The 25,386-nt window shown below is 71.3% G+C and carries 19 protein-coding genes and 1 riboswitch; of the genes, 12 read left to right on the top strand and 7 right to left on the bottom strand.

All coding sequences use genetic code 11. The features are described 5' to 3' along the window. Nucleotides 1-111: 111 nt before the first annotated feature. From OG223_RS41145 to OG223_RS41105, 9 genes are all read left to right on the top strand, one after another. Entirely contained in the window at nucleotides 112-648 is a 537-nt protein-coding gene (locus OG223_RS41145; protein ID WP_329260377.1) for a universal stress protein, read from the top strand. 164 nt (nucleotides 649-812) lie between these two features. Then, nucleotides 813-1,232 (top strand): SAV_915 family protein, encoded by a 420-nt coding sequence (locus tag OG223_RS41140; protein ID WP_329260374.1) that lies wholly within the window; start codon nucleotides 813-815, stop codon nucleotides 1,230-1,232. A gap of 12 nt (nucleotides 1,233-1,244) precedes the next feature. After that, the gene (gene lysA, locus OG223_RS41135) at nucleotides 1,245-2,582 is read left to right on the top strand and encodes a diaminopimelate decarboxylase (RefSeq protein WP_329260371.1); all 1,338 of its coding nucleotides are present in this window, start codon (nucleotides 1,245-1,247) and stop codon (nucleotides 2,580-2,582) included. A gap of 99 nt (nucleotides 2,583-2,681) precedes the next feature. Then, the gene (locus OG223_RS41130; protein WP_329260368.1) at nucleotides 2,682-4,487 is read left to right on the top strand and encodes a methylmalonyl-CoA mutase subunit beta; all 1,806 of its coding nucleotides are present in this window, start codon (nucleotides 2,682-2,684) and stop codon (nucleotides 4,485-4,487) included. Next, nucleotides 4,487-6,676 carry a methylmalonyl-CoA mutase gene (gene scpA, locus OG223_RS41125; protein ID WP_443073791.1) on the top strand — a complete coding sequence of 730 codons (2,190 nt, stop codon included), beginning with the start codon at nucleotides 4,487-4,489 and terminating at the stop codon, nucleotides 6,674-6,676. Before OG223_RS41130 ends, scpA begins: the two co-directional genes overlap by 1 nt. Next, nucleotides 6,673-7,656 carry a methylmalonyl Co-A mutase-associated GTPase MeaB gene (meaB, locus tag OG223_RS41120; protein WP_329260365.1) on the top strand — a complete coding sequence of 328 codons (984 nt, stop codon included), beginning with the start codon at nucleotides 6,673-6,675 and terminating at the stop codon, nucleotides 7,654-7,656. Before scpA ends, meaB begins: the two co-directional genes overlap by 4 nt. A 112-nt stretch (nucleotides 7,657-7,768) precedes the next feature. Continuing rightward, a riboswitch (cobalamin riboswitch) is annotated at nucleotides 7,769-7,992 on the top strand. A 138-nt stretch (nucleotides 7,993-8,130) separates the two neighbouring features. Continuing rightward, entirely contained in the window at nucleotides 8,131-10,449 is a 2,319-nt protein-coding gene (gene metE / locus OG223_RS41115) for a 5-methyltetrahydropteroyltriglutamate--homocysteine S-methyltransferase (protein ID WP_329260362.1), read from the top strand. A 101-nt stretch (nucleotides 10,450-10,550) separates the two neighbouring features. Further along, complete coding sequence (locus tag OG223_RS41110) at nucleotides 10,551-11,129, top strand: histidine phosphatase family protein (RefSeq protein ID WP_329260359.1); 579 nt, start codon at nucleotides 10,551-10,553, stop codon at nucleotides 11,127-11,129. 143 nt (nucleotides 11,130-11,272) lie between these two features. After that, a complete protein-coding gene (locus tag OG223_RS41105; RefSeq protein WP_329265733.1) occupies nucleotides 11,273-12,007 on the top strand; it encodes a polysaccharide deacetylase family protein in 735 nt (244 codons plus the stop codon). A gap of 38 nt (nucleotides 12,008-12,045) precedes the next feature. On the opposite strand, the gene OG223_RS41100 is transcribed toward OG223_RS41105, so the two are convergent. Next, complete coding sequence (locus OG223_RS41100) at nucleotides 12,046-13,056, bottom strand: DUF2278 family protein (protein WP_329260356.1); 1,011 nt, start codon at nucleotides 13,054-13,056, stop codon at nucleotides 12,046-12,048. Between the two features lie 114 nt (nucleotides 13,057-13,170). Here OG223_RS41100 and OG223_RS41095 point away from each other — a divergent pair, with 114 nt between their 5' ends. After that, entirely contained in the window at nucleotides 13,171-13,611 is a 441-nt protein-coding gene (locus OG223_RS41095; protein WP_329260353.1) for an SRPBCC family protein, read from the top strand. A gap of 114 nt (nucleotides 13,612-13,725) precedes the next feature. Here the strand turns inward: OG223_RS41095 and OG223_RS41090 are convergent, their stop codons facing one another. After that, nucleotides 13,726-14,367, bottom strand: coding sequence for a LysE family translocator (locus OG223_RS41090; RefSeq protein WP_329260351.1), 642 nt, complete (start codon nucleotides 14,365-14,367; stop codon nucleotides 13,726-13,728). 147 nt (nucleotides 14,368-14,514) lie between these two features. Between OG223_RS41090 and OG223_RS41085 the strand changes: the two genes are divergently transcribed. Beyond that, on the top strand, nucleotides 14,515-16,680 hold the full coding sequence (locus OG223_RS41085; protein ID WP_329260348.1) for a serine/threonine-protein kinase: 2,166 nt from the start codon (nucleotides 14,515-14,517) through the stop codon (nucleotides 16,678-16,680). A gap of 5 nt (nucleotides 16,681-16,685) precedes the next feature. Here OG223_RS41085 and OG223_RS41080 read toward each other — a convergent pair whose 3' ends face one another. The 5 genes from OG223_RS41080 to OG223_RS41060 form a co-directional block, all read right to left on the bottom strand. Next, complete coding sequence (locus OG223_RS41080) at nucleotides 16,686-17,852, bottom strand: XdhC family protein (protein ID WP_329260345.1); 1,167 nt, start codon at nucleotides 17,850-17,852, stop codon at nucleotides 16,686-16,688. A gap of 47 nt (nucleotides 17,853-17,899) precedes the next feature. After that, a complete protein-coding gene (locus OG223_RS41075; RefSeq protein ID WP_329260342.1) occupies nucleotides 17,900-19,360 on the bottom strand; it encodes an NCS2 family permease in 1,461 nt (486 codons plus the stop codon). Between the two features lie 155 nt (nucleotides 19,361-19,515). Beyond that, on the bottom strand, nucleotides 19,516-21,912 hold the full coding sequence (locus OG223_RS41070; protein ID WP_329260339.1) for a xanthine dehydrogenase family protein molybdopterin-binding subunit: 2,397 nt from the start codon (nucleotides 21,910-21,912) through the stop codon (nucleotides 19,516-19,518). Nucleotides 21,913-21,914: 2 nt separating this feature from the next. Beyond that, on the bottom strand, nucleotides 21,915-22,484 hold the full coding sequence (locus OG223_RS41065; protein WP_329260336.1) for a (2Fe-2S)-binding protein: 570 nt from the start codon (nucleotides 22,482-22,484) through the stop codon (nucleotides 21,915-21,917). After that, nucleotides 22,484-23,383, bottom strand: a complete 900-nt coding sequence (locus tag OG223_RS41060) for an FAD binding domain-containing protein (RefSeq protein ID WP_329260333.1) — start codon at nucleotides 23,381-23,383, stop codon at nucleotides 22,484-22,486. The genes OG223_RS41065 and OG223_RS41060 overlap by 1 nt, the downstream gene beginning before the upstream one ends. A 302-nt stretch (nucleotides 23,384-23,685) precedes the next feature. On the opposite strand from OG223_RS41060, the gene OG223_RS41055 reads away from it, so the two are divergent. Further along, nucleotides 23,686-25,359: a PucR family transcriptional regulator gene (locus OG223_RS41055; RefSeq protein ID WP_329260331.1), complete on the top strand. Its 1,674-nt coding sequence runs from the start codon at nucleotides 23,686-23,688 to the stop codon at nucleotides 25,357-25,359. Nucleotides 25,360-25,386: the final 27 nt, after the last annotated feature.

Raw genomic sequence — 25,386 nt, 5'->3', positions numbered from 1 at the left:
GTCAGGAATCGGCCCTCCGGCGTCAGGCGCGCGCCAACACGGCGATACGTCCGCTCTCTCCGGCCTTTCGATGGGAGGCGGAAGTCCGGGTACGGCGAGGAGTGAGCGGCGATGGACAGTGGCGGCGGGCGGGCACGTGCCGTGGTCGGAGTGAGCGGTTCACCGGGCAGCCTGGCGGCGCTGCACCGGGCGGTGCGCGAGGCCCGTCGTACCGACGCGGAGCTGTTGGCCGTCCTCGCCTGGGAGCCGCCCGGCGGTGAACTCGCCCATGGCCGCGCGATGTTCACGCCTTCGGTGGCCGACTTCCGCCGCGCCGCCGCCGACCGGCTGCTCACCGTTCTCGACGCGGCCTTCGGCGAGGCGGGCCCCGGGGTCCCGTTCCAGGGTCTGGTCGTACGGGGTACGGCGGGCCGTGCCCTGGTGGAGACGGCCGATCGCCCCGATGACCTCCTGGTCGTCGGCGCGGGACCGCGCGGACCGCTCCGCGGCCTGTTCCCGTCCGTCACCCGCTACTGCGTCACGCACGCCGCGTGCCCGGTGCTGACGGTGCCGCCGTCGCCCCTGGAGGGCGAGCTCGCCTCCCTGCACCGCCGTAACTCCCTGCGGCTGACGGTGGACGCGCGGGAGTTGACGGAGGGCGGGGCCTGACCTGCCCGCTCACCCCCGTCAGCAGGGCGTCATGGGTACGGCCCGCCCCGTCAAGCATCCGTCAGCGAGACACCCCTGCCCCCGCCCCGCGGGCATAGCTTCGAGGAAGCGCCAGGTCAGACCGACCGGGCCACGCGCATCGCCTGCCACGAAGGAGCCGCACGATGTCTCCAGTCGACCGTTCCGAGGACCCCGAACCTTCCGAACCCGTCCCGGCCGGACTTCTCCACGTCCCCGTCCGGTCGGGACCCGCGGGCTGCACGGCGCGGTTCTTCCGCACCCCCCTCGGCGGCCGTACGGCGGTCGGATTCACCTCGGCGGCGAAGCTCACCGCCACCCTCGGCACCGACCAGGCGAGCATCAAGCTCTCCGAACCCGCACTGCGCGCCCTCGCCGCCCCGCTCGGCGTCACCGCCCTCACCGTCGACCCCTCGCTCTCCGCCCCGGCGGCCGACCGCACCGCGGCCACCGCCCGCGAGCGCGAGAACTCCTGGCGGCGCTGGCACCCCCAGCACATCGGTGCCCTGCGTGTGACGGGCGCGGCCGCCGCCGCCGCCGCCTGCCTGAACCTGCTGATCGGCTGAGGAGATCCACCCATGTCCATCCTGGACGCCCCCGTTGTCCACGTCACCGACACGGGCGACCTGTCCGTCTGGCCCCGCTCCGCCCGCCCCTCCCCCTCCGGCGACGTCACCGTCGGCGGTGTCTCCCTCACCGAGGCCGCCGACCGCTTCGGCACTCCCGTCTACGTCCTCGACGAGCGGGAGATCCGCGAGCGCTGCCGTTCGTACCGCACGGCGTTCCCGGACGCGGACGTGGTCTACGCGGCCAAGGCGTTCCTGTGCCGTGCGATGGCCCACTGGGTGCGGGAGGAGGGGCTCGGTCTCGACGTCTGCTCGGCCGGCGAACTCGCGCTCGCCGTCACCTCCGGCTTCCCGCCGGAGCGGATCGTGCTGCACGGCAACGCCAAGAGCCCCGAGGACCTGCGCACCGCGCTCCGCCTCGGGGTCGGGCGGATCGTCGTGGACAGCACCTCGGAGATCGCCCGGCTGGCCGCGATCACCCCCGCCGACAGCCGGCAGAAGGTGATGGTGCGGGTGGTCCCCGGTGTGGCGGCCGGCGCCCACGTCAAGGTGCGCACCGGCACCGACGACCAGAAGTTCGGGCTGTCGATCACCGACGGCTCCGCGCAGCACGCCGTGGCCCGGATCCTGGACCAGCCGCACCTCGAACTCGTGGGCCTGCACTGCCACATCGGCTCGCAGATCGCGACCACGAAGCCGTACGTCGCCGCAGTACGGCGCATGGTGGGGCTGTTGGCCCGCATCCGCGACCAACACGGCGTCACGCTCCCGCAGTTGGACATCGGCGGCGGCCACGCCATCGCCTACCGCCCGGGCGAGGAGCACCTCGACGTCTCCGTGCTCGCGGGCCGGGTCCGCGCCGAGCTGGAGGACGGCTGCGCCCGCACCGGGCTGCCCGTGCCCCGGCTCACCCTCGAACCGGGCCGGGCGATCGTCGGTCCCGCCGGGGTCGCCGTCTACCGCGTCCTGGCCGTCAAGCGCACCGGCGACCGTACGTTCGTCGCGGTCGACGGCGGCATGAGCGACAACCCGCGGCCCGCGCTGTACGGCGTGCGCTACGCACCCCGGCTCATCGGCCGCCCCGCCACCGCACCGCCCCGCACGGTCACCGTCGTGGGCCGGCACTGCGAGGCGGGCGACGTCCTCGCCGACGAGGTGGCGCTCCCCGGCGACGTACGCCCCGGCGACCTCCTCGCCGTACCGGCGGCCGGCGCGTACCACCTGTCCATGGCGTCCGGCTACAACCTCGTCGGCCGGCCGCCGGTCGTCGCGGTGGCCGACGGCATCGCGCGCGTCCTGGTCCGCCGCGAATCGCTGGACGACATGAGCCGCAGGGACATCGGCCTGTAGCCCTCCTCCCGCCGCCGAGTGGTCTAGACCGCAAGGAGAGGTCAAGGTCACAGCCGCGTCCTCTGCTGCTCACCTGCGCTTTTGCCCTAGCATCCGAGCATGACGGTCCTGCCTGACGACGGGCTCTCGCTGGCCGCCGAGTTCCCTGACGCGACCCATGAGCAGTGGCAACGCCTGGTGGAAGGCGTACTGCGCAAGTCGGGCAAGGAAGTCTCGGGTACGGCAGCGAAAGACGCCCTGTCCACCTCACTGGAGGACGGGCTCCGCGCCCGTCCCCTGTACACCGCCGACGACTCCGCACCCGTGCCCGGCGTCCCCGGTTCCGCCCCCTTCGTACGGGGTGGCCGCGCCGAGGGCAACACCCTCGGCGGCTGGGACGTACGCCAGCGGCACACGACCGCCGACGCCGCCGCGGTCCTCGGCGACCTGGAGAACGGCGTCACCTCGCTGTGGCTGGTCGTCGGCGAGCGCGGCATCCCGGTCGCGTCGCTCGGCACCACCCTCGACGGCGTCTTCCTCGACCTGGCGCCCGTCGTCCTCGACGCGGGGCCCGAAGTCGCCTCCGCCGCCGCCGAGTTGCTACGGCTGTACGAGGAGCGGGGCATCGCGCGTGACGCCGTCCGGGGCAACCTGGGAGCCGACCCGCTGGGCTTCGCGGCCCGTACCGGAGCGGACGCCTTCGACTTCGCGCCGGTCGCCGCGCTCGCCCGGCGCTGCGCCGAGGAGTACCCGGGGCTGCGCGCGCTGACCGTGGACGCGCTGCCGTACCACGAGGCCGGCGGTTCGGCGGCGCAGGAGCTGGGCGCCTCGCTGGCGACCGGTGTCGCGTATCTCCGCGAGCTGACCGAGGCCGGGCTGAGCGTCGAACAGGCCGTCGGGCAACTGGAGTTCAGGTACGCGGCCACCGCCGACCAGTTCCTGACGATCGCCAAGCTGCGCGCGGCGCGCAGGCTCTGGGCGCGGGTGACCGAGGTGTGCGGGGCGCCCGGTGGACAGGTGCAGCACGCGGTGACCTCGCCGGTGATGATGTCCCGCCGCGACCCGTGGGTGAACATGCTGCGCACGACGGTCGCCACGCTGGCCGCCGGGGTGGGCGGCGCCGAGTCCGTCACCGTGCTGCCCTTCGACCACGCGCTGGGCCTGCCGGACGCGTTCGCGCGCCGGATCGCCCGCAACACCTCGACGATCCTGGTCGAGGAGTCGCATCTGTCCCGGGTGATCGACCCGGCCGGCGGCTCCTGGTACGTGGAGCGGCTCACGGACGAACTCGCCCACGCGGGCTGGGAGTTCTTCCAGCACATCGAGCAACAGGGCGGCCAGGCCGCCGTGTTGAGCTCCGGCAGCCTCCGCGAGAACCTCGCCACCACCTGGGCGGCCCGCAGCGCGAAGCTCGCCAAGCGCCGCGAACCCATCACCGGCGTCAGCGAGTTCCCCAACCTCACCGAACGCCTTCCTGAGCGCGCGCCCGCCCCTTCGGAACCCTCCGGCGGACTGCCGCGCGTACGCCGCGACGAGGCCTACGAGGAACTGCGCGCCCGCTCCGACGCCCACCTCGCGGCGACCGGCTCCCGGCCGCGCATCTTCCTGGCCGCCCTCGGCCCGGCCGCCGCGCACACCGCACGACTCGCCTTCGCGTCGAACCTGTTCCAGGCGGGCGGCATCGAGCCCGTCACCGAGGGCACGTTCGCGGACAGCGGGGCCACCGAGGCCTGCCTGTGCTCCAGCGACGCGCTGTACGAGGAGCAAGCGGCTTCGGCCGCCGGGGAGTTGAGGTCGGCCGGTGCCGGTCACGTGTTCCTCGCGGGCCGTCCCGGGCAGTACTCCGGAGTCGACGCCTACGTCTTCGCGGGCTGCGACGCCGTAGCCGTACTGTCCGTCACCCTCGACCGCATGGGAGTGTCCTGATGGCAGCGATGGGGCGGATCCCCGACTTCTCCGGGATCGAGCTCGGGGTCCCGGCCACCGAAGCCGGCCCCGACGAGTGGAGCGACGCCGTCAAGAAGGCGGCGGGCGGCGACGACCTCCTCTGGGAGACCCCCGAGGGCATCGCGGTCAAGCCGCTGTACACCGGGCAGGACCTGGAGGGCCTGGACTTCCTGGCCACCTACCCGGGCATCGCGCCGTATCTGCGCGGCCCGTACCCGACGATGTACGTCAACCAGCCCTGGACGATCCGTCAGTACGCGGGCTTCTCCACGGCCGAGGAGTCCAACGCCTTCTACCGGCGCAATCTGGCGGCCGGCCAGAAGGGCCTGTCGGTCGCCTTCGACCTGCCCACGCACCGGGGTTACGACAGCGACCACCCGCGCGTGACCGGTGACGTCGGCATGGCGGGCGTGGCGATCGACTCGATCTACGACATGCGCCAGCTCTTCGACGGCATCCCGCTCGACAAGATGACCGTGTCGATGACGATGAACGGCGCGGTGCTGCCGGTACTGGCGCTTTATATCGTCGCCGCCGAGGAACAGGGCGTACCGCCCGAGAAGTTGGCCGGGACCATCCAGAACGACATCCTCAAGGAGTTCATGGTCCGCAACACCTACATCTATCCGCCGAAGCCGTCGATGCGGATCATCTCCGACATCTTCGCCTACACCTCGCAGCGGATGCCCCGCTACAACTCGATCTCCATCTCCGGCTACCACATCCAAGAGGCGGGCGCGACGGCCGACTTGGAGCTGGCGTACACCCTCGCGGACGGCGTGGAGTACATCCGGGCGGGCCGGGAGGCGGGGATGGACGTGGACGCGTTCGCGCCCCGGCTGTCCTTCTTCTGGGCGATCGGCATGAACTTCTTCATGGAGATCGCCAAGCTGCGGGCGGCCCGCCTGCTCTGGGCCAAGCTGGTCAAGCAGTTCGACCCGCAGAACGCCAAGTCCCTCTCCCTGCGCACCCATTCACAGACCTCGGGCTGGTCGCTGACCGCGCAGGACGTCTTCAACAACGTGACGCGGACGTGTGTCGAGGCGATGGCGGCGACGCAAGGCCACACTCAATCACTGCACACCAACGCCCTCGACGAGGCCCTCGCGCTGCCCACCGACTTCTCGGCCCGTATCGCCCGCAACACCCAGTTGCTGATCCAGCAGGAGTCCGGCACCACCCGGGTGATCGACCCGTGGGGCGGCAGCGCGTACGTCGAGAAGCTCACCTACGACCTGGCGCGCCGGGCCTGGCAGCACATCGAGGAGGTCGAGGCGGCCGGGGGCATGGCCAAGGCCATCGACGCGGGCATCCCCAAGCTGCGCATCGAGGAGGCAGCGGCCCGCACCCAGGCCCGGATCGACTCCGGACGCCAGCCGGTCATCGGCGTCAACAAGTACCGCGTGGAGACTGACGAGCAGATCGACGTCCTCAAGGTCGACAACTCCTCCGTCCGCACCCAACAGATCGAGAAACTACGGCGGTTGCGCGCCGAGCGCGACGAACAGACCACCCAGGACGCACTGCACGCGCTGACCCGCGCGGCCGGCGAAGGCACGGGAAACCTCCTGGAGCTGGCGGTGAACGCGGCCCGCGCGAAGGCGACGGTCGGCGAGATCTCCGACGCGCTGGAGAAGGTGTACGGGCGGCACGCGAGCCAGATCCGTACGATCGCCGGTGTGTACCGCACCGAAGCCGGCGACTCCCCGTCCGTGGAACGCACCCGCACCCTCGTGGCCGAGTTCGAGGAGTCCGAGGGCCGCCGCCCCCGCATCCTGGTCGCCAAGATGGGCCAGGACGGCCACGACCGCGGCCAGAAGGTGATCGCCACCGCCTTCGCCGACCTCGGCTTCGACGTCGATGTCGGCCCCCTCTTCCAGACCCCCGGCGAGGTGGCCCGCCAGGCCGTCGAGGCGGACGTGCACATCGTCGGGGTGTCCTCGCTGGCCGCCGGGCACCTCACCCTCGTACCGGCGCTGAAGGAGTCCCTCGCCGAGGAGGGCCGCGAGGACATCATGATCGTGGTCGGCGGGGTGATCCCGCCGCAGGACGTCCCCACCCTCCTGGAGATGGGCGCGGCGGCCGTGTTCCCGCCCGGGACGGTGATCCCGGACGCGGCCTACGACCTGGTGCAGCGCCTGGCCGCCGACCTCGGGCACGCCCTGTGATCGAGCTCGACACCTACGTGAAGGGCGTGCTCGACGGAAAACGGGCGCTGGTGGCCCGGGCCATCACACTCGTCGAGTCGACCAAGCCCCAACACCGGGTCATGGCCCAGCAGTTGCTGACCGAACTGCTCCCGCACAGCGGCAAGGCCCGGCGCATCGGCATCAGCGGTGTGCCGGGCGTCGGCAAATCGACGTTCATCGACGCGTTCGGCACCCAGCTCACCTCGCTCGGCTCCCGGGTGGCGGTCCTCGCCGTCGACCCCTCCTCGACCCGCACGGGCGGTTCGATCCTCGGCGACAAGACCCGCATGGAACGCCTGGCCGTGGACCCCGCGGCCTTCGTCCGCCCCTCCCCCACCGCCGGCACACTCGGCGGCGTCGCGAAGGCGACCCGCGAGTCGATCGTGGTGATGGAGGCGGCGGGCTACGACGTCGTACTAGTCGAGACGGTGGGCGTGGGCCAGTCCGAGACGGCGGTCGCCAACATGGTCGACTCCTTCCTGCTGTTGACCCTGGCCCGCACGGGCGACCAGTTGCAAGGCATCAAGAAGGGCGTCCTGGAGCTGGCGGACGTGATCGCGGTCAACAAGGCGGACGGCCCACACGAGCGCGACGCGAAGAGCGCGGCCCGCGAACTGGCAGGCGCACTGCGGTTGATGCATCCCGCCGACGCTGCCTGGACGCCGCCGGTACTGAGTTGCAGCGCCCGCGAGGGAACGGGCCTGGACACGATCTGGGAACGCCTCGAACAACATCGCTCCCTCCTGGACTCCACCGGCCGCCTCGCCACGAAGCGCAGCGAGCAGCAAGTGGATTGGACGTGGACGATGGTCCGCGAGGAACTCCTGGGCCAACTCCGGTCCAATCCAGCGGTACGTGCACTCGGGCCAGTGCTCGAACAGCAGGTGAGGGACGGCGAGTTGACAGCAACGCTAGCGGCCGAACAGATCCTGCGAGCCTTCGGCACCCCGCCCAACTGACCCCACCTGCTTTTAGGGGCGCGGGGCTGTGTCGATATGCGGCTCCGCCGCGGGGCGCGCCCAGCCCCCACCGGCCCGCACCCAAAAATCGACGCATCCACCCCAAACCCTTTACGCTGGCCCCGTAGCTGGTTCGCCCCGTCAGCCAGACGGACGCGTCGCAAGAGGGAACCCGGTGAAACTCCGGGACTGCCCCGCAGCGGTAAGCAGGAACGACCGCCGTCATACGCACTGGGCCCACAACAGGACCTGGGAAGCGACGGCCAGTAGGTGTCCTCCGGTTCAACAGGGGACGTGCCCGCAAGTCCGAAGACCTGCCAACTGCCCGCACGCGAAGCATTCACGCGCGGAATCCCGGTGACCTCGTGGGCGGGTCGGCGTACATACCGGCGGTCACCATCCCCGGCATGACGAACCTTCGCGCTCTCGTCCCGTACCGGGATCTCAGGGAGACATCTCGCGAAGGAGAGTTCCGTGACAGCGAAGTCCGCAGCCGCGGCAGCACGTTCCACCGTGTACGGCTACCCCCGCCAGGGCCGGGGCCGTGAACTGAAGAAGGCGATCGAGGGTTACTGGAAGGGCCGCGTCGACGCCGACGCCCTCCGGGCCACCGCCACCGAACTGCGCCGCGCGAACTGGCGGCACCTGACCGACGCCGGCATCCACGAAGTACCGACCGGCGACTTCTCGTACTACGACCACGTCCTGGACACCAGCGTCATGGTCGGCGCGATCCCCGAACGCCACCGCGCCGCCGTCGAACTCGACGCGCTGGACGGGTACTTCGCGATGGCACGGGGCACCCAGGACGTGGCGCCGCTGGAGATGACGAAGTGGTTCGACACCAACTACCACTATCTGGTGCCGGAGTTGGCCCCGGACACCGTCTTCACCGCCGACTCGACCAAGCAGGTGGCAGAACTGAGGGAAGCCCTCGCCCTCGGTCTGAACCCACGCCCGGTGCTGGTCGGCCCGGTGACCTACCTCCTGCTCGCCAAGCCCGCCCCGGGCGTCCCCGCGGACTTCGATCCGCTGACCCTGCTGGACCGGCTCCTGCCGGTGTACGCAGAGGTCCTCGCCGATCTGCGGGCGGCGGGCGCGGAGTGGGCGCAACTCGACGAGCCCGCCCTGGTCCAGGACCGCACCCCGGCCGAACTGAACGCCGCCGCCCGCGCCTACCGCGATCTCGGAGGCGTCACCGACCGGCCGAAGCTGCTGGTCGCCTCCTACTTCGACCGGCTCGGCGACGCGCTGCCGGTGCTGGCGAAGGCTCCGGTGGAGGGGCTCGCGCTCGACTTCACCGAGTCCGCCGCCGCCAACCTGGACGCCCTGGCCGCAGTGGGCGGGCTGCCCGGCAAGCGGCTGGTCGCGGGTGTCGTCAACGGCCGTAACGTCTGGGTCAACGATCTCACCAAGTCCCTTGCCACACTGGGCACGTTGCTCGGTCTGGCCGACCGGGTCGACGTGGCCGGCTCCTGCTCGCTGCTGCACGTCCCGCTCGACGCCGCCGCCGAGCGGGAGATCGAGCCGCAGATCCTGCGCTGGCTGGCGTTCGCGCGGCAGAAGACGAGCGAGATCGTCACGCTCGCCAAGGGCCTGGCCCAGGGCACCGACACGATCGCGGCCGAACTCGCCGCGAACCGGGCCGACTTGGCCTCCCGTGCCGGTTCGTCGCTGACCCGCGATCCGGCCGTACGGGCCCGGGCCGCCACCGTCACGGACGCCGACGCCCGCCGCGCTCAGCCGTACGCCGAGCGGAGCGTGGCGCAGCGGGCGCATCTGGGGCTGCCGTCGCTGCCGACGACGGCCATCGGATCGTTCCCGCAGACCGCCGAACTGCGCACCGCACGGGCCGACTTGAGGGCGCGGCGGATCGACACGGCCGGGTACGAGGAGCGGATCAGGGCCGAGATCCAGGAGGTGATCGCGTTCCAGGAGAAGACCGGCCTGGACGTCCTGGTGCACGGTGAGCCCGAACGCAACGACATGGTCCAGTACTTCGCCGAGCAGCTCACCGGCTACCTCGCCACGCAGCACGGCTGGGTCCAGTCGTACGGCACGCGGTACGTCCGGCCGCCGATCCTGGCCGGCGACATCTCGCGCCCGGAGCCGATGACGGTGCGCTGGACGACGTACGCCCAGTCGCTCACCTCGCGCCCGGTCAAGGGCATGCTCACCGGACCGGTCACCATGCTCGCCTGGTCCTTCGTCCGGGACGACCAGCCGCTCGGGGACACCGCGCGGCAGGTCGCCCTGGCTCTGCGCGACGAGGTCAACGACCTTGAGGCGGCCGGGACTTCGGTCGTCCAGGTCGACGAGCCCGCGCTGCGGGAGACCCTGCCGCTGCGGGCGGCGGACCGGGCGGCGTATCTCGCCTGGGCGACGGAGTCGTTCCGGCTGACCACCGCCGGGGTGCGGCCGGACACGCAGATCCACACGCACATGTGCTACGCCGAGTTCGGTGACATCGTCCAGGCCATCGACGATCTCGACGCGGACGTCATCAGCCTGGAGGCGGCCCGCTCGCACATGCAGGTCGCCCGCGAGCTGGCCGGGCACGGCTATCCGCGTGAGGCGGGACCGGGTGTCTACGACATCCACTCGCCGCGCGTGCCGAGCGCGGACGAGGCGGCGGCCTTGCTGCGCAAGGGACTTGAGGCCATTCCGGCGGAGCGGCTGTGGGTCAACCCGGACTGCGGCCTGAAGACCCGGGGCTGGCCCGAGACCCGCGCGTCCCTGGACAACCTGGTCGCGGCGGCCCGTACGGTCCGCACGGAGCTGGCCGGTTCCTGAACCGAGGGCGGGCCGGCCGGGAGGAGCACCCTCCCGGCCGGCCCGCCGTGAGGCGCGCGCGAGACGATGTCCGGCACAGCCCGGAGAACTGGAGCGACCACGTGACCAGCCGTATCACCTTGATCTCGCCGGCGATGAACCGGTCCCTGCGGGAGACCCGGTTCGACGACGACGGTCCGCTCGACCCGAGTGGTGCGGCCCGTGCGGAGTCCGTCGCCGGTTCGCTCCGGCCGGCCGGCCGGGTGCTGGTCTCCCCCACCGCGCGCTGCCGGGAGACGGCGTCCGCCCTCGGCCTGACGGCCGTACCGGAGCCCGGGTTGGCGGGGCTGGACATGGGGCGCTGGCGGGGCCTGACCCTCGACGAGGTGATGGCGCGGGAGCCGGACGCGACGATGTCCTGGCTGACGGATCCGGACGCGGCACCCCACGGCGGTGAGTCGGTGCGGGCGTTGTGCGAGCGGGCGGCCCGGTGGCTGGAGACGGCGGCGGAGTTCGAGGGCAGGACCCTCGCCGTGGTCGAGCAGGAGATCGTGCGGGCTCTGGCGGTGACGATCCTCGGCGCACCCGGGCCCGCCTTCTGGCGGCTCGACGTACCCCCGCTGACCGCGACCGACCTCAGCGGACGGGCCGGGCGATGGAACCTCCGGCTCGGGCGGGAACCGGGAACCACCGCCCTCTAGGGCCCTACAGGTACCGCTCCCTGGGCACCCTCACCCAGCTATACACGCCGTACATACACGCTGTGTATAGTCCGGACATGCCAACTCTGAGCGCTCTGCACAAGAAGAGGGAAAGAACCCGGGCCGGGTTGCGTGCCGCCGGCATGTTCGTGGCGGCGGCTTCGCTGGCGCTGTCACTGGGCGGCTGCACCGAGCTCGACACCACCGCGCCGGCCGCCGCCCGCGCCGAGGCCGCGCCGGCCGCCGCGCAGGCCCGTTTCGGGACGGTCGACTGCCGTGAGGCGAAGTGCATCGCGCTGACCTTCGACGCCGGCCCGAGCGAGAACTCGGCGCGGCTGCTCGACATCCTGAAGGAGAAGCAGGTCCCGGCGACCTTCTTCCTGCTCGGCAAGCGGCACATCGAGAAGTACCCGGAGCTCGTCGAGCGGATGGCCGCCGAGGGGCACGAGGTGGCGAGTCACACCTGGGACCACAAGATCCTGACCCGAATAACCCCCGCGCAGATACGCGACGAACTGGTCCGCACGGACGACGCGATAGAGCGGATCACCGGCAGGCGGCCCACGCTGATGCGGCCGCCGCAGGGCCGCACCGACGACGAAGTGCACAAGATCTGCCGGGAGTTGGGCCTCTCGGAGGTGCTGTGGAGCGTGACCGCCAAGGACTACGCGACCACCGACTCCGCGCTGATCACCAAGCGCGTCCTGGCCCAGGCCACCCGGGACGGCATCATCCTGCTGCACGACCTGTACCAGGGCACCGTGCCCGCCGTCCCCGGGATCATCGACGCGCTGAAGGAGCGCGGGTACGTGTTCGTGACCGTGCCGCAGCTCCTCGCGCCCGGGAAGGCGGAGCCGGGCAAGGTGTACCGGCCCTGAGCCGCGTGGCTCAGGGCCGTGTCAGCGTGTCAGCCGTGTCAGAACACCACGGTCCAGCCCTCCCGCGCGGCCTGTTCGGCGGTGTACGAGACGCCGTGGACCTTGAGGCCGTTCGCGTCGAGGAGGGTGATCTCGCCGCCCTGGTTGCCGAGTTGGACGCCGTCGGTGAGCGGGACGAGCAGGGTGGCGCCTGCGGCGAGGGGGCCGGGCGGTACCGCGCAGGAGTGGCCCAGCCGGTCCCGGACGCGCCAGCCCGCCGGGTCGAGCGGATCGGGCGAGGCGTTGAGGAGTGTGACGCTCTCCGCCTCGGGCGCCGGGCCGCGCGGGTTGACGAGGGCCGCGACGACCCGGACGGGTTGTCCGCCGGGTTCGTTCGGGGAACCGTCGGTGCCCTCCAGGGTGTGGCCGGTGGTGTCGTCGGTGTGCCAGGACTGGCTCTGGAAGGCGAGGAAGACGGCCACCCAGCGCGACTGCGCCGGGAAGTGGATCAGCAGGCCGCCGTCCTGCCAGATCCCGTCGTCGCCGCTGAAGCGGCGGCTGTTGCCCTGGTTCATGTGGATGTCGTGGACTCCGTTGCCCGGCAGGAAGCCGAACACCTTGTCCTTGACGGTCGGTTCGGGCCCGAAGCGCTCGCCGAAGACGTACAGCCGGGCCTCCGGGTCGTCCACCGCGCGTCGTACGTAGTGGTCGAGGAGGTCGGCGAGGTCGTTGTCGGGACCGCTCGCGTCCGGCGGCAGCGTGCGCAGGTTCGCCGGGTCGAAGAGGTTCCCGCGCACGAAGTCGAGGTTCGGGCCGCCGGGCCCGGGCAGCAGGGTGTTCCAGCCGCTCGGGAGACCCTCCAGGCGGGCGGTGACCGGGTGTTGGAAGTCCTCGCTGACGAGGTAGAGCAGCTCGGAGGGCTGCTCGGCGGACAGGACGTTGACCGCGGCGCGGTAGTGCGTGCCCGCGTCGTCCGTGAGATGGATCTGGTAGTGCGGTGTGCCGGCGGCGCCCTCGCGCCGGGTGTCCACCGCGCGTGTGATCAATACGCCATAGGCCTTCAGTGGCATGACGACCGACTCCCCCTGTTGGTGTACGTCTGCATACCTGTGAACCGCTGGACCAAGGGCGCGAGCCCCCGACGAAAGTACCGCCGGTCGAGAAGCCTTCTCTACGATCCCTGCATGGTCGATTTCCGTCTCGAACGCACGGCACCGCTTCCCCTGGAGGAGGCGTGGCGCCGGTTGACGGAGTGGCCACGCCACGCCGATGTGGTGCCGCTGACCCGGGTCACCGTGCTGACTCCGCCGCCGACCGGCGAGGGCACGGTCTTCGTGGCCCGCTCCGGGCTCGGCCCGCTCGGTTTCGACGACCGGATGGAGGTCACCGTGTGGCGACCGCCGACGGACGACGAGCCCGGTCTGGTACGGCTGGAGAAGCGGGGGCGGGTCGTCACCGGCTGGGCGGAGATCGAGGTGCGGCCGGGGCCGGGGGGCCGCAGCCGCGTGGTCTGGCAGGAGGAGTTGTCGGTCGGCTTCCTGCCGCGCGTCTTCGACCGGCCGCTTCGGTGGGCGGCGCGGTCGATGTTCGGGCGGGCGGTGAACGGGCTGCTGAGACGGCCGTAGCGGAGGCGGGCGTGGAGGCGACGGCCGGCGCGCAGTCGGTCGTAGCGGAGTCGGTCCGTGCGGCCGGTCACGACGACCGGTGTCAGTCCCTGCGGCCGGTCACGACGATCGGCGTCAGTCCTTGCGGCCGGTCACCGCGACCGTCACGCCCAGGCCGATCATCGTGAGGCCGCCGGCCCCGCCCACCGCGGAGAGGCGGCGGGGTGAGCGGGCGAACCAGTCGCGGGCGGTGGCGGCGACCAGCCCCCACACGCTGTCCGAGGCCACGGCGATGAGGTTGAAGACCAGGCCGAGCAGCAGCATCTGACTGGTGACATGGCCCTGTTCGCGGTCCACGAACTGGGGCAGTACGGCGGCGAAGAACACGATCGTCTTGGGGTTGGCCACCCCGACCGCGAACCCCTCCCACAGGGTGCGCAGGCCGCTGTGCGGAGCGGCCTCCTCCCCCGCGAACGCGGCCCGCAGCGAGCCGCGTCGGCGCCATGCCTTCACCCCGAGGTACACGAGGTAGGCGGCGCCGACGAGCTTCAGGGTCGTGAAGACGAGCACCGAGCGCTCCACCAGGGACCCGACGCCCAGTGCCACGGCGACGACGAGGAGGTAGGCGCCGAGCGTGTTGCCGACCACGGTGGTCAGCGCGGCCCGGCGGCCGTGGGCCAGCGCCCGCCCGATCACGAACAGCACGCTGGGGCCGGGGACGACGATCAGCAGGAAGGACAGCGCCGCGAAGGCGACAAGTCGGTCGGTGGACACCATGGGGCCATGGAAGATGGGGGCACCCCGGGCCCGCAACCCCATTTCCCGGTCCCACGAGGTCGATGTCCGGTGAGAGGAACAAACGCTCTAGTGTGATGGCCCTGAACGGCCCTTGCAGGCACGGGAATCAGGAAAGGTGACCGGCGAATGTCGCTTCGCCCCGGGGATACGGAGTCCATTGGCGGCTATGCGCTGGTCGACCGGCTCGGCAACGGCGGGATGGGCGTCGTGTATCTCGGGCGCTCGGCGTCGGGACGACAGGTCGCCGTCAAGGTCGTGCACGCGCAGTACGCGCTGGACGAGGAGTTCCGCGCGCGGTTCCGGCAGGAGATCGCCGCCGCCCGCCGGGTGAGCGGAGCGTTCACCGCCCCGGTCGTGGACGCCGACCCGGATGCCGAACTCCCCTGGATGGCCACGCTCTACGTGCCCGGCCGCACCCTGGCCGAAGCTATCGCGAAGGACGGCCCGTTGAGCGGCCGGGCCCTGCGCACACTCGCGCTGGGGCTCGTCGAGGCGCTGCGGGACATCCACCAGGCGGGCGTGGTCCACCGGGACTTGAAGCCGAGCAACGTCCTGCTTGCCGAGGACGGCCCCCGCGTCATCGACTTCGGCATCTCCCGCGCCGCCGACAACCAGACCCTCACCGTGACCGGTCGGCTGATCGGCACCCCGCCCTTCATGTCGCCCGAGCAGTTCGCCGCGCCCCGCGACGTCACAGCCGCCTCCGACGTCTTCTCGCTCGGCTCACTCCTCGTCTACGCGGCCACCGGCAACCGCCCCTTCGACGGCGCCAGCCCGTACTTGACGGGCTATCAAGTCATGCACGAGCAGCCGAGGTTGGACGGTGTGTCCGAGCCGCTGCGGAGCATCGCGGAACGCTGCCTGGACAAGGACGCGGCCGCCCGGCCCCAACTGGCCGAACTGCACGGCATGTTGCTGACCCTGCCCGAGGGCGAGACCGGGTCCCGGGCCGGGTCCGCCACGGCGGCGGATCTCCCGAGAACCGCACGTCCCCGCCCGGCCGCTCCCGCGACCGTCCCCGGCGACCGGCAACGCCCGCGCCGATCCCGGCGACTCGTCATCGCCCTCGCCACCGCACTCGCCGTCACCACCCTCGGCCTCACCACCCTGCGCTGGCTGTCGGACGACGGCACGGACCCGGGCACGCCCGCCGCGTCCACGTCCTCCTCATCCCCCGCCGCCGTAGCGCTGCCCGCCGGCTGGAAGCCATGGCGGGCGAGCCTGCTCACCTCCCGGACCGGCGATCCCCTCGACTACACCCAGTCCGGCTGCCTGGCAGGCGACAGCACCACCGTGTACTGCGCCGGTACGGGCGCCACGGTCACCGCGCTGGACGCCGCCTCGGGCCGGGTCCGCTGGCGGTCGGGCACCAGCCCCGAGACCGCGCTCCCCGTCGGTGTCCGGGACGGGCGCGTCTACACCTACGTCAAGCCCGACTCGAACGACACCTTCATCACCCGGCGCCTGGTCGCCCTGGACGCGAAGACCGGCACCCGGCTGTGGATCCACCCGATCCGGGACGACACGGACCCCGTCCTGTTCGACGGCGGGATCCTGGCGATGGACGTGGACGCGACGAAGTTCGTGGCCTACGACACGTCGGGCCGCCGGCTGTGGAGCGCACCCATCTGGTCGAACCTCGGGAACTCCTGCACTCCGACCGCGCTGGGCGGTGCCCCGTACGCCCTCTGCACGGTCGAGGACGATCCCTCCCAGGGCGACTTCGTCCTGGTACGCCTCGACCCCGCCACCGGCGCACAGCGGAAGGTCGCCGAACTCCCCACGGGGGCTTGGCCGTTGGGCGTCGACAAGGGCCGGCTGCTGTTCCTTGCGCCGAAGCTGGCGCCGGAGGTCTTCGGCAGCGGCCCGGACCAGCTGTACACCGCCCTGGACCGGGTGAACCCGAGCACCGGCACGATCGAGCGGACAGCCCTGCCGGCCGGCACTCGCGGTACCGCCACCCTCGTCAAGGACGTGATCTACCTCGTCCGCCCGAACGGCACGGTCACCGCCGTCCGCGCGACCGACGGCAAGCGGCTCTGGCAGCGGGAGACGGACACCGAGAACCTGTCGACGCCGGTGTTCTCGGCGAAGTTCAACAGGCTCTACTTCTCGAACCAGTTCGGCCGGCTGCTGGCCCTGGACCGGAGCACCGGAGCCGTCAAGTGGCGTACGTCCGCACTGGCGAACGCAGGCGATTCGACGGACGACACCACGCCGTACGTCCTGCTCGTCAAGGACGCGCTCGTGGCCGTGGCAGGCGACACCGCCTTCTCAGTCCGCCCCCACTGAACCGCTCAGGCCACCGACCCGATCCGCCCCACCGCTGTCGACGAACTCGCGTCGTGGTGGATCGGCGTGTGCGCCCCGGTGAGTGAAATCCCGCTGCCGCCACGCCTGTTGGCGACGATCTCCGCCGCGATCGACAGGGCCGTCTCCTCGGGCGTACGAGCGCCGAGGTCGAGGCCGATCGGGGACCTCAGGCGCGCCAACTCCAGTTCCGTGACGCCGACTTGGCGCAGGCGTTCGTTGCGGTCGAGGTGGGTGCGCCGGGAGCCCATCGCGCCGACGTACGCCACCGGGAGGCGCAGGGCGAGTTCGAGCAGCGGTACGTCGAACTTGGCGTCGTGGGTGAGGACGCACAGGACGGTACGGGCGTCGGTGTCCGTACGGTCGAGGTACTTGTGGGGCCACTCGACGACGATCTCGTCGGCGTCGGGGAAACGGGCCCTGGTGGCGAAGACGGGGCGGGCGTCGCACACCGTCACCCGGTAGCCGAGGAACTTGCCGATGCGGACCAGTGCGGAGGCGAAGTCGATCGCGCCGAACACGATCATCCGGGGCGGCGGCACCGAGGACTCGACCAGGACCGTGAGCGGGGCCCCGCAGCGGGAACCCTGCTCGCCGATCTCGACCGTGCCGGTGCGGCCCGCGTCCAGATAGGCACCGGCCTCGGCTGCGACCGTGCGGTCCAGTTCGGGGTGGGCGCCGAAGCCGCCGTCGTAGGAGGGGGAGTGGGAGTCGTCGGGGCGTACGGCGAGGGCGCGGCCGAGGAGTTCCGCCGGGCCCGAGACGATCCGGGCCAGCGCCGTCGCCGAACCGCTCGCGGCGGCCGACAGCGCGGCGGCGACCGTGGGTCGGGCGGGGTCTTTGGCCCGTACCGGTGTCACGAGGATGTCGATGACCCCGCCGCAGGTGAGGCCCACGGCGAAGGCGTCGTCGTCGCTGTAGCCGAAGCGCTCCAGGACGGTTTCGCCGTCCAGGAGGGCCTGTTGGCACAGGTCGTAGACCGCGCCTTCCACGCAGCCCCCGGAGACCGAGCCGATCGCCGTGCCGTCGGTGTCCACCGCGAGGGCGGCGCCGGGCCGGCGGGGCGCGCTGCCGCCGACGGCCACCACGGTGGCGACGGCGAAGTCGCGGCCCTGCTCGACCCACCGGTGCAGCTCTTCGGCGATGTCCAGCATCTCTCGGTCTCCTGACGGGGTTGCGGGAAAGGGGAGTTGGGGGCGGGCTAGTGGACGCCCAGCCAGCTCTCGACGGGGTTGAGGGCGAAGTAGAACAGGAAGACGACGGTCAGGCCCCACATGAACGGGCCGATCTCCCGTGTCCTGCCCTGGGCGGTCTTGATGGCGACGTACGAGATGACTCCCGCGGAGACGCCCGCGGTGATGCTGTACGTGAACGGCATCACGACGACGGTCAGGAAGACCGGGATCGCGGTGGCGCGGTCGGCCCAGTCCACGTGCCGGGCGTTCATCAGCATCATCGAGCCGATGACGACGAGGGCGGCGGACGCGACCTCCTGCGGGACGATCGCGGTGAGCGGGGTGAAGAAGAGACAGGCGGCGAAGAAGAGGCCGGTGACGACCGAGGCGAGGCCCGTTCGCGCGCCCTCCCCGACGCCCGTCGCCGACTCGATGAAGACGGTCTGGCCCGAGCCGCCCGCCACGCCGCCGATCGCGCCGCCGGCGCCGTCGATGAGCAGTGCCTTGGACAGGCCAGGCATCCGGCCCTTGGAGTCGGCGAGTCGGGCCTCGGTGCCGACGCCGATGATGGTGGCCATCGCGTCGAAGAAGCCGGCCAGGACGAGCGTGAACACGATCATGCCGACCGTCATCGCGCCGACCTTGCCCCAACCCCCGAACTCCACATGGCCGAAGAGCGAGAAGTCCGGCATCGAGACCGCGCTGCCGTGCAGTTCGGGGGCGGCACCACTCGCCCACTGTTTGGGGGCGATGACCCCGGCCGCGTTGAGGATCGCGGCGACGAGCGTGCCGGTGATGATGCCGATGAGGATGGCGCCGGGCATGTTGCGGGCCTGGAGCATGAAGATCAGGAGCAGGGTGCCGGCGAACAACAGGACGGGCCAGCCCGCGAGTTCACCCGTCGGGCCGAGGGTGAGCGGGGTCGCCTTGCCCTGGTGCACGAAGCCGGACTTGTAGAAGCCGATGAGCGCGATGAACAGGCCGATGCCCATCGTGATGCCGTGTTTCAGCGCGAGCGGAATCGCGTTCATGATCATCTCGCGCAGGCCGGTGACGACGAGCAGCATGATGACCACGCCGTACATCACGCACATGCCCATCGCCTGCGGCCAGGTCATCTGCGGGGCGACCTGCGAGGAGAGCACTCCGGAGACGGACAGACCGGCGGCGAGGGCGAGGGGCACCTTGCCGACGAAGCCCATCAGGAGCGTGGTGAGGGCCGCCGCGAACGCGGTCGCGGTGATCAGCCCTTTCTGGCCGAGCGTGTCCCCCGCGACGTCCTTGCCGGACAGGATCAGGGGGTTGAGCAGCAGGATGTACGCCATCGCCATGAAGGTGGTGACTCCGCCGCGCACCTCGCGCGCGACGGTCGATCCCCGCCCGGAGATGTGGAAGTAACGGTCGAGCCAGGACCGGCCGGCCGGGACGCGGGTTCCTTCACCCGCGTCTTCGGCGGCGGTCCTGGGTTCCACTGACTGCTGGGTCATGGGGCCATCTCCCAAGGTTCACAGGGGCACTCGCGAGCCGCCGTCGGCGGTGCGCGGGATTTGGGATGGACGACCCGGGGGACGGCCCGAGACGAACAATGGGGTCCTGGGGGATCAACTCCCCTCAGGACGTCACCGGTTGGGACCCCGTGGGGTCACGTGCCCGTGAGGTGCTCCGGGCGTACCGGTGTCCTGTTCAGTTCCAGCCCGGTCGCGTTCCGAATCGCCGCGAGTACGGCGGGAGTCGACGACAGGGTGGGTGCCTCGCCGATGCCGCGCAGCCCGTACGGGGCGTGCTCGTCGGCGAGTTCGAGCACATCGACCGGAATGGTCGGGGTGTCGAGGATTGTGGGGATCAGGTAGTCCGTGAAGGAGGGGTTGCGCACCTTCGCGGTCTTCGGGTCGACGATGATCTCCTCCATGACCGCCACGCCGAGACCCTGGGTCGTACCGCCCTGGATCTGGCCGATGACGGACAGCGGGTTGAGCGCCTTGCCGACGTCCTGCGCGCAGGCCAGTTCGATGACCTTCACCAGGCCGAGTTCGGTGTCGACCTCGACGACGGCGCGGTGCGCGGCGAAGGTGTACTGGACGTGCCCGAAGCCCTGTCCGGTACGGAGGTCGAAGGCCTCGGTCGGCCGGTGGCGCCACTCGGCCTCGATCTCGACGGCCTCGCCTTCGAGGACGTCCACCAGATCGGCGAGGACCTCACCGGCGTCGGTGACCACCTTGCCGCCCTCCAGCAGGAGTTCGGCGGTGGCCCAGGCCGGGTGGTAGGTGCCGAGCTTGCGGCGGCCCATCTCCAGGACCTTCTCGCGGACCAGCTCGCAGGAGTTCTTGACGGCGCCGCCGGTGACGTACGTCTGCCGGGACGCGGAGGTCGAACCGGCGCTGCCCACCTGCGTGTCCGCCGGGTTGATCGTCACCTGGGTGACGCCCAGCTCGGTGCGGGCGATCTGCGCGTGGACGGTGACTCCGCCCTGGCCGACTTCCGCCATCGCGGTGTGCACGGTGGCCACCGCCTCGCCGCCGACAACCTCCATACGGACCTTGGCCGTCGAGTAGTCGTCGAAACCCTCGGAGAAGCCGACGTTCTTGATGCCGACCGCGTAGCCGACCCCGCGTACGACGCCTTCGCCGTGCGTGGTGTTGGACAGACCGCCCGGCAACTGCCGTACGTCGGCGGCCTCTCCGGCGGCGAGCCACTGCTGCTCGGGCGGCATGGGCATCGCCTTGACGCGGCGCAGGAGTTCGGCAACCGGAGCCGGGGAGTCGACCGGCTGCCCGGTCGGCATGATCGTCCCCTGCTCCATCGCGTTGAGCTGACGGAACGCGACCCGGTCCATGCCCACCTTGTCGGCGAGCTTGTCCATCTGCGCCTCGTAGGCGAAGCACGCCTGGACCGCGCCGAAACCGCGCATCGCGCCGCAGGGCGGGTTGTTGGTGTAGAGCGCGATGGCCTCGATGTCGACGTTGTCGATCACGTACGGTCCGGCACCGAGCGAGGAGGCGTTTCCTACGACCGCCGGGGACGCGGACGCGTAGGCGCCGCCGTCCAGCACGATCCGGGCCTTCAGGTGGGTGAGCTTGCCGTCCTTGGTCGCGCCGTGCTCGTAGTGGAGCTTGGCGGGGTGGCGGTGGACGTGCCCGAAGAAGGACTCGAAGCGGTTGTAGACGATCTTCACGGGTTTGCCGGTGCGCAGGGCCAGCAGGCACGCGTGGATCTGCATCGACAGGTCCTCGCGCCCGCCGAACGCGCCGCCGACACCGGACAGCGTCATGCGGACCTTGTCCTCGGGCAGGCCGAGCACGGGCGCGATCTGGCGCAGGTCGGAGTGCAGCCACTGGGTGGCGATGTAGAGGTCGACACCGCCGTCCTCGGCCGGGACCGCGAGACCGGACTCCGGGCCGAGGAACGCCTGGTCCTGCATGCCGAAGGTGTACTCGCCCTCGACGATGAAGTCGGCGCGCTCCCGGGCGGCCGCCACATCGCCGCGCACGATCGGCTGGCGGTGCACGATGTTCGGGTGCGGGACATGGCCGATGTGGTGGTCGTCGCGGCCCTCGTGGATGAGGATCGCGTCCGGCGCGGTCGCGGACAACTCGTCGGTGACGACCGGGAGTTCGCGGTAGTCGACCTTGATCTTCGCGGCGGCGCGGCGGGCGGTCTCCGGGTGGTCGGCGGCGACGATCGCGACCGGTTCGCCGTGGTGACGGACCTTGCCGTGCGCGAGAACGGGGGTGTCCTGGATCTCCAGGCCGTAGTTCTTCACGTCGGTCGGCAGGTCGTCGTAGGTCATGACGGCGTAGACGCCCGGGGTCTTCAGCGCCTCGACGGTGTCGATGAAGACGATCTCGGCGTGGGCGACCGGGGAGCGCAGGATCTGGCCCCAGAGCATGTCCTCGTGCCACATGTCGGAGGAGTACGCGAACTCGCCGGTGACCTTGAGGGTGCCGTCCGGGCGGAGCGTGGACTCGCCGATGCCGCCCTTGGTCTGCGAACCCTGGGTGACCTTGGTGGGAGTGCCGATGGGGGTGCCTTTGACAGACATCGTCAGACCGCCTCTCCCTGCCGGGCGGCCGCGAGGCGTACCGCGTCCATGATCTTCTCGTAGCCGGTGCAGCGGCACAGGTTGCCCGAGAGCGCCTCGCGGATGTCCGCGTCGGTCGGGGTCGGGTTGTGCTCCAGCATCTCGTCGGCGGCGACGAGGAGTCCGGGGGTGCAGAAGCCGCACTGGACGGCGCCGGCGTCGATGAACGCCTGCTGGATGGGGGCGAGTTCGGTGCCTTCGCCGGTCTGGGAGTCCTGCCCCTTGGCGGCCCACTGCTTGGCCTCGTCGAGGGACGTGCCGCGACTCCCGTGCTCCGCGCGCTGCTTGGCGAAGTCCGCGAGCCCCTCGACCGTGACCACCTCGCGGCCCTCGACCTGACCGGCGGCGACGAGACAGGAACACACCGGGATGCCGTCCAGGCGGACCGTGCAGGAACCGCACTCCCCTTGCTCGCACGCGTTCTTGGAGCCGGGCAGACCCATCCGCTCACGCAGGACGTACAAGAGGCTCTCGCCCTCCCACACGTCGTCCGCTTCCTGCGGGCGGCCGTTGACCGTGAAATTGACGCGCATCAGGCGACACTCCCCTTCTCGATGGAGCGGCCGCCAGTGCCGCGGTAGGACTCCCAGGTCCAGGTCAGGGTGCGGCGGGCCATGATGCCGACCGCGTGGCGGCGGTAGCTCGCGGTGCCCCGGACGTCGTCGATCGGGTTGCAGGCGGCGGCGCACAGGTCCGCGAACTGCTTGGCGACCGACGGGGTGATGATCTTGCCGTTCTCCCAGAAGCCGCCCTCGTCGAGCGCCGCGTTCAGGAACTCCTCGGCGGCCTTCGCCCGGACGGGGGTCGGCGCGGCCGAACCGATGCCGGTGCGGACCGTGCGGGTGGCCGGGTGCAGGGCGAGGCCGAAGGCGCAGACCGCGATGACCATGGCGTTGCGGGTGCCGACCTTGGAGTACTGCTGCGGTCCGTCCGCCTTCTTGATGTGGACGGCGCGGATCAGCTCGTCGGGGGCGAGCGCGTTGCGCTTCACGCCGGTGTAGAACTCGTCGATCGGGATGAGCCGGGTGCCGCGCACCGACTCGGCCTCGACCTCGGCGCCGGCCGCGAGGAGCGCGGGGTGGGCGTCGCCGGCCGGGGAGGCGGTGCCGAGGTTGCCGCCGACGCCGCCGCGGTTGCGGATCTGCGGGGAGGCGACCGTGTGCGAGGCGAGGGAGAGGCCCGGCAGTTCGCCGCGCAGGTTCTCCATGATCCGGGTGTACGGGACCGAGGCGCCGAGCCGCACGCTGTCCGCGCCGACCTCCCACTCGTAGAGATCGCCGACGCGGTTCAGGTCGAGCAGGTACTCGGGCCGGCGGTGGTCGAAGTTGATCTCGACCATCACATCGGTGCCGCCCGCGATCGGTACTGCGGTGGGGTGCTCGGCCTTAGCGGCGAGCGCCTCCTCCCAGCTTGCGGGGCGAAGGAAGTCCATGACCGGCTCTCTTCTTCGTCTCGTGGGTCGTACGGATCAAGCCAGTTCGTGTGCGGCGGGCCCGGCTCGTTCATGCGCTGTTAATGCAGCGTGAGGTCAGTACACAGCGCCGTGCACGGAGTGGGTCAGTCACGGAAACCATGAAGGAGTTGGCTGGCCAGCGCGGGCATCTTGTAGATTCATATGAACAGAGGCCATCAGTAACCCCTTCGATTCCCTGTGGAAACGTGGGAAACAGCCCCGCACCCACAGCACCTCTTGGTTCATCGTAGTTTTCTAGACAAAGAACGGCGGCGACGGCGATGCGGCTGCGCGCACTTCTGGACACCGATGCGCTGGGGCTGCGGCTGCTCGGCGGCGCGGACGAGCTGGACCGTACGGTACGCGGGGTGATGACCACCGACCTGCGGGACCCGAGCCGTTATCTGGCCGGCGGCGAGCTGGTCCTGACCGGTCTCGCCTGGCGCCGCAGCGCGGCCGACACCGAGCCGTTCGTACGGCTCCTGGTGTCCGCCGGGGTGGCCGCGCTGGCGGCCGGCGAGGCCGAGCTGGGCGACATACCGGACGACCTCATAGCCGCCTGCGCCAAGCACCGGCTGCCGCTGTTCGCGGTCAACGAGTCGGTGGCGTTCGCGACGATCACCGAGCATGTCGTACGGCAGGTGTCCGGCGAGCGGGCCGGTGATCTCGCGGCCGTGGTGGACCGGCACCGCCGGATGATGACGTCGGGCCCGGCGGGCGGCGGCCCGGACGTGGTCCTGGACCTGCTCGGCTCCGACCTGGACCTGCGGGCGTGGGTGCTGTCGCCGACCGGGCGGCTCATCGCGGGCTCGAAGGTGTCGGGGCCCGCGCTGCCCGCCGACGTGTGCGCGAAACTGGCCGCCGAGCATCTGACCGCCGTCCGCACCGGCCGCCGGGGACCGCACCGGCTGGCGCTGGGCGCCTCGACGTACTCGCTCTTCCCGATCCGCGGCGGCGGGCGCTCCGCGCAGGGGGCGCGTGACGTGCGCGAGACGGTGCTGTCGGAGTGGCTGCTGGCGGTCGAGGCGGACGCCGGGGACTGGCCGGACGAGCGGCTCGATCTGCTTCAGGGCGTCACCCAGCTCATCGCGGTCGAGCGGGACCGGCGGGACGCGGCGCGCACGGTCCGCAGACGGCTCGCGCAGGAGGTCCTGGAGCTGGTGCAGGCGGGCGCCGCGCCGGCCGAGATCGCCGCGCGCCTCCGGGTCGCCGCTCCCGTCCTGCTGCCCGGCCTGGGGGCGGCCCCGCACTGGCAGGTGGTCGTGGCCCGGGTCGAGTGGGACGGCGGCGCCGTCGAGGCCGGGCCGGTCGCCCAGTCCCTCCTGGAGGAGATCCTGGTCGACCCGCTGGCGACGGGACCCGAGCCCTCCGACCGGATCGCCGTGGCCCACTCGGGCGACGAGGCGATCGCGCTCGTACCGCTGCCCGCGGTGTCGGCGGAGCACGACGGCTCCGAGTCCGGGATCCACGCGGACGTGCTCCTGGAGGCCGTACGGGATCCGTTGTCGGCCGGGCTCGACGACGACGGGCGGGTCACGCTCGGGGTGAGCGCGGCGGTGCACTCGGCGGAGGGGCTGCGCGGGGCGCTGGAGGAGGCGCGGCACGCGCGGCGGGTGGCGGCCGCCAGACCCGGCAGGGTGTGCGCGGCGGGCCACCAGGAGCTGGCCTCGCACGTCCTCCTGCTGCCGTTCGTGCCCGACGACGTACGGCGGGCCTTCACCGCGCGGCTTCTCGACCCGCTGCGGGACTACGACCGACGGCACCGCGCGGAGCTGATTCCGACGCTGGAGGCGTTCCTGGAGTGCGACGGTTCCTGGACGCGCTGTGCGACCCGGCTGCACCTGCACGTCAACACACTGCGCTACCGGGTGGGCAGGATCGAGCAGTTGACGAGTCGGGACCTCTCGCGCCTTGAGGACAAGCTGGATTTCTTCCTGGCACTGCGCATGAGCTGACCCGAAGATCCCACGACTTTGTGAATT

Source organism: Streptomyces sp. NBC_01478 (assembly GCF_036227225.1).
Lineage (GTDB): Bacteria > Actinomycetota > Actinomycetes > Streptomycetales > Streptomycetaceae > Streptomyces.
Note: the sequence above shows the minus strand (reverse complement) of the source record. Positions and strands in the feature narration are given on the sequence as shown.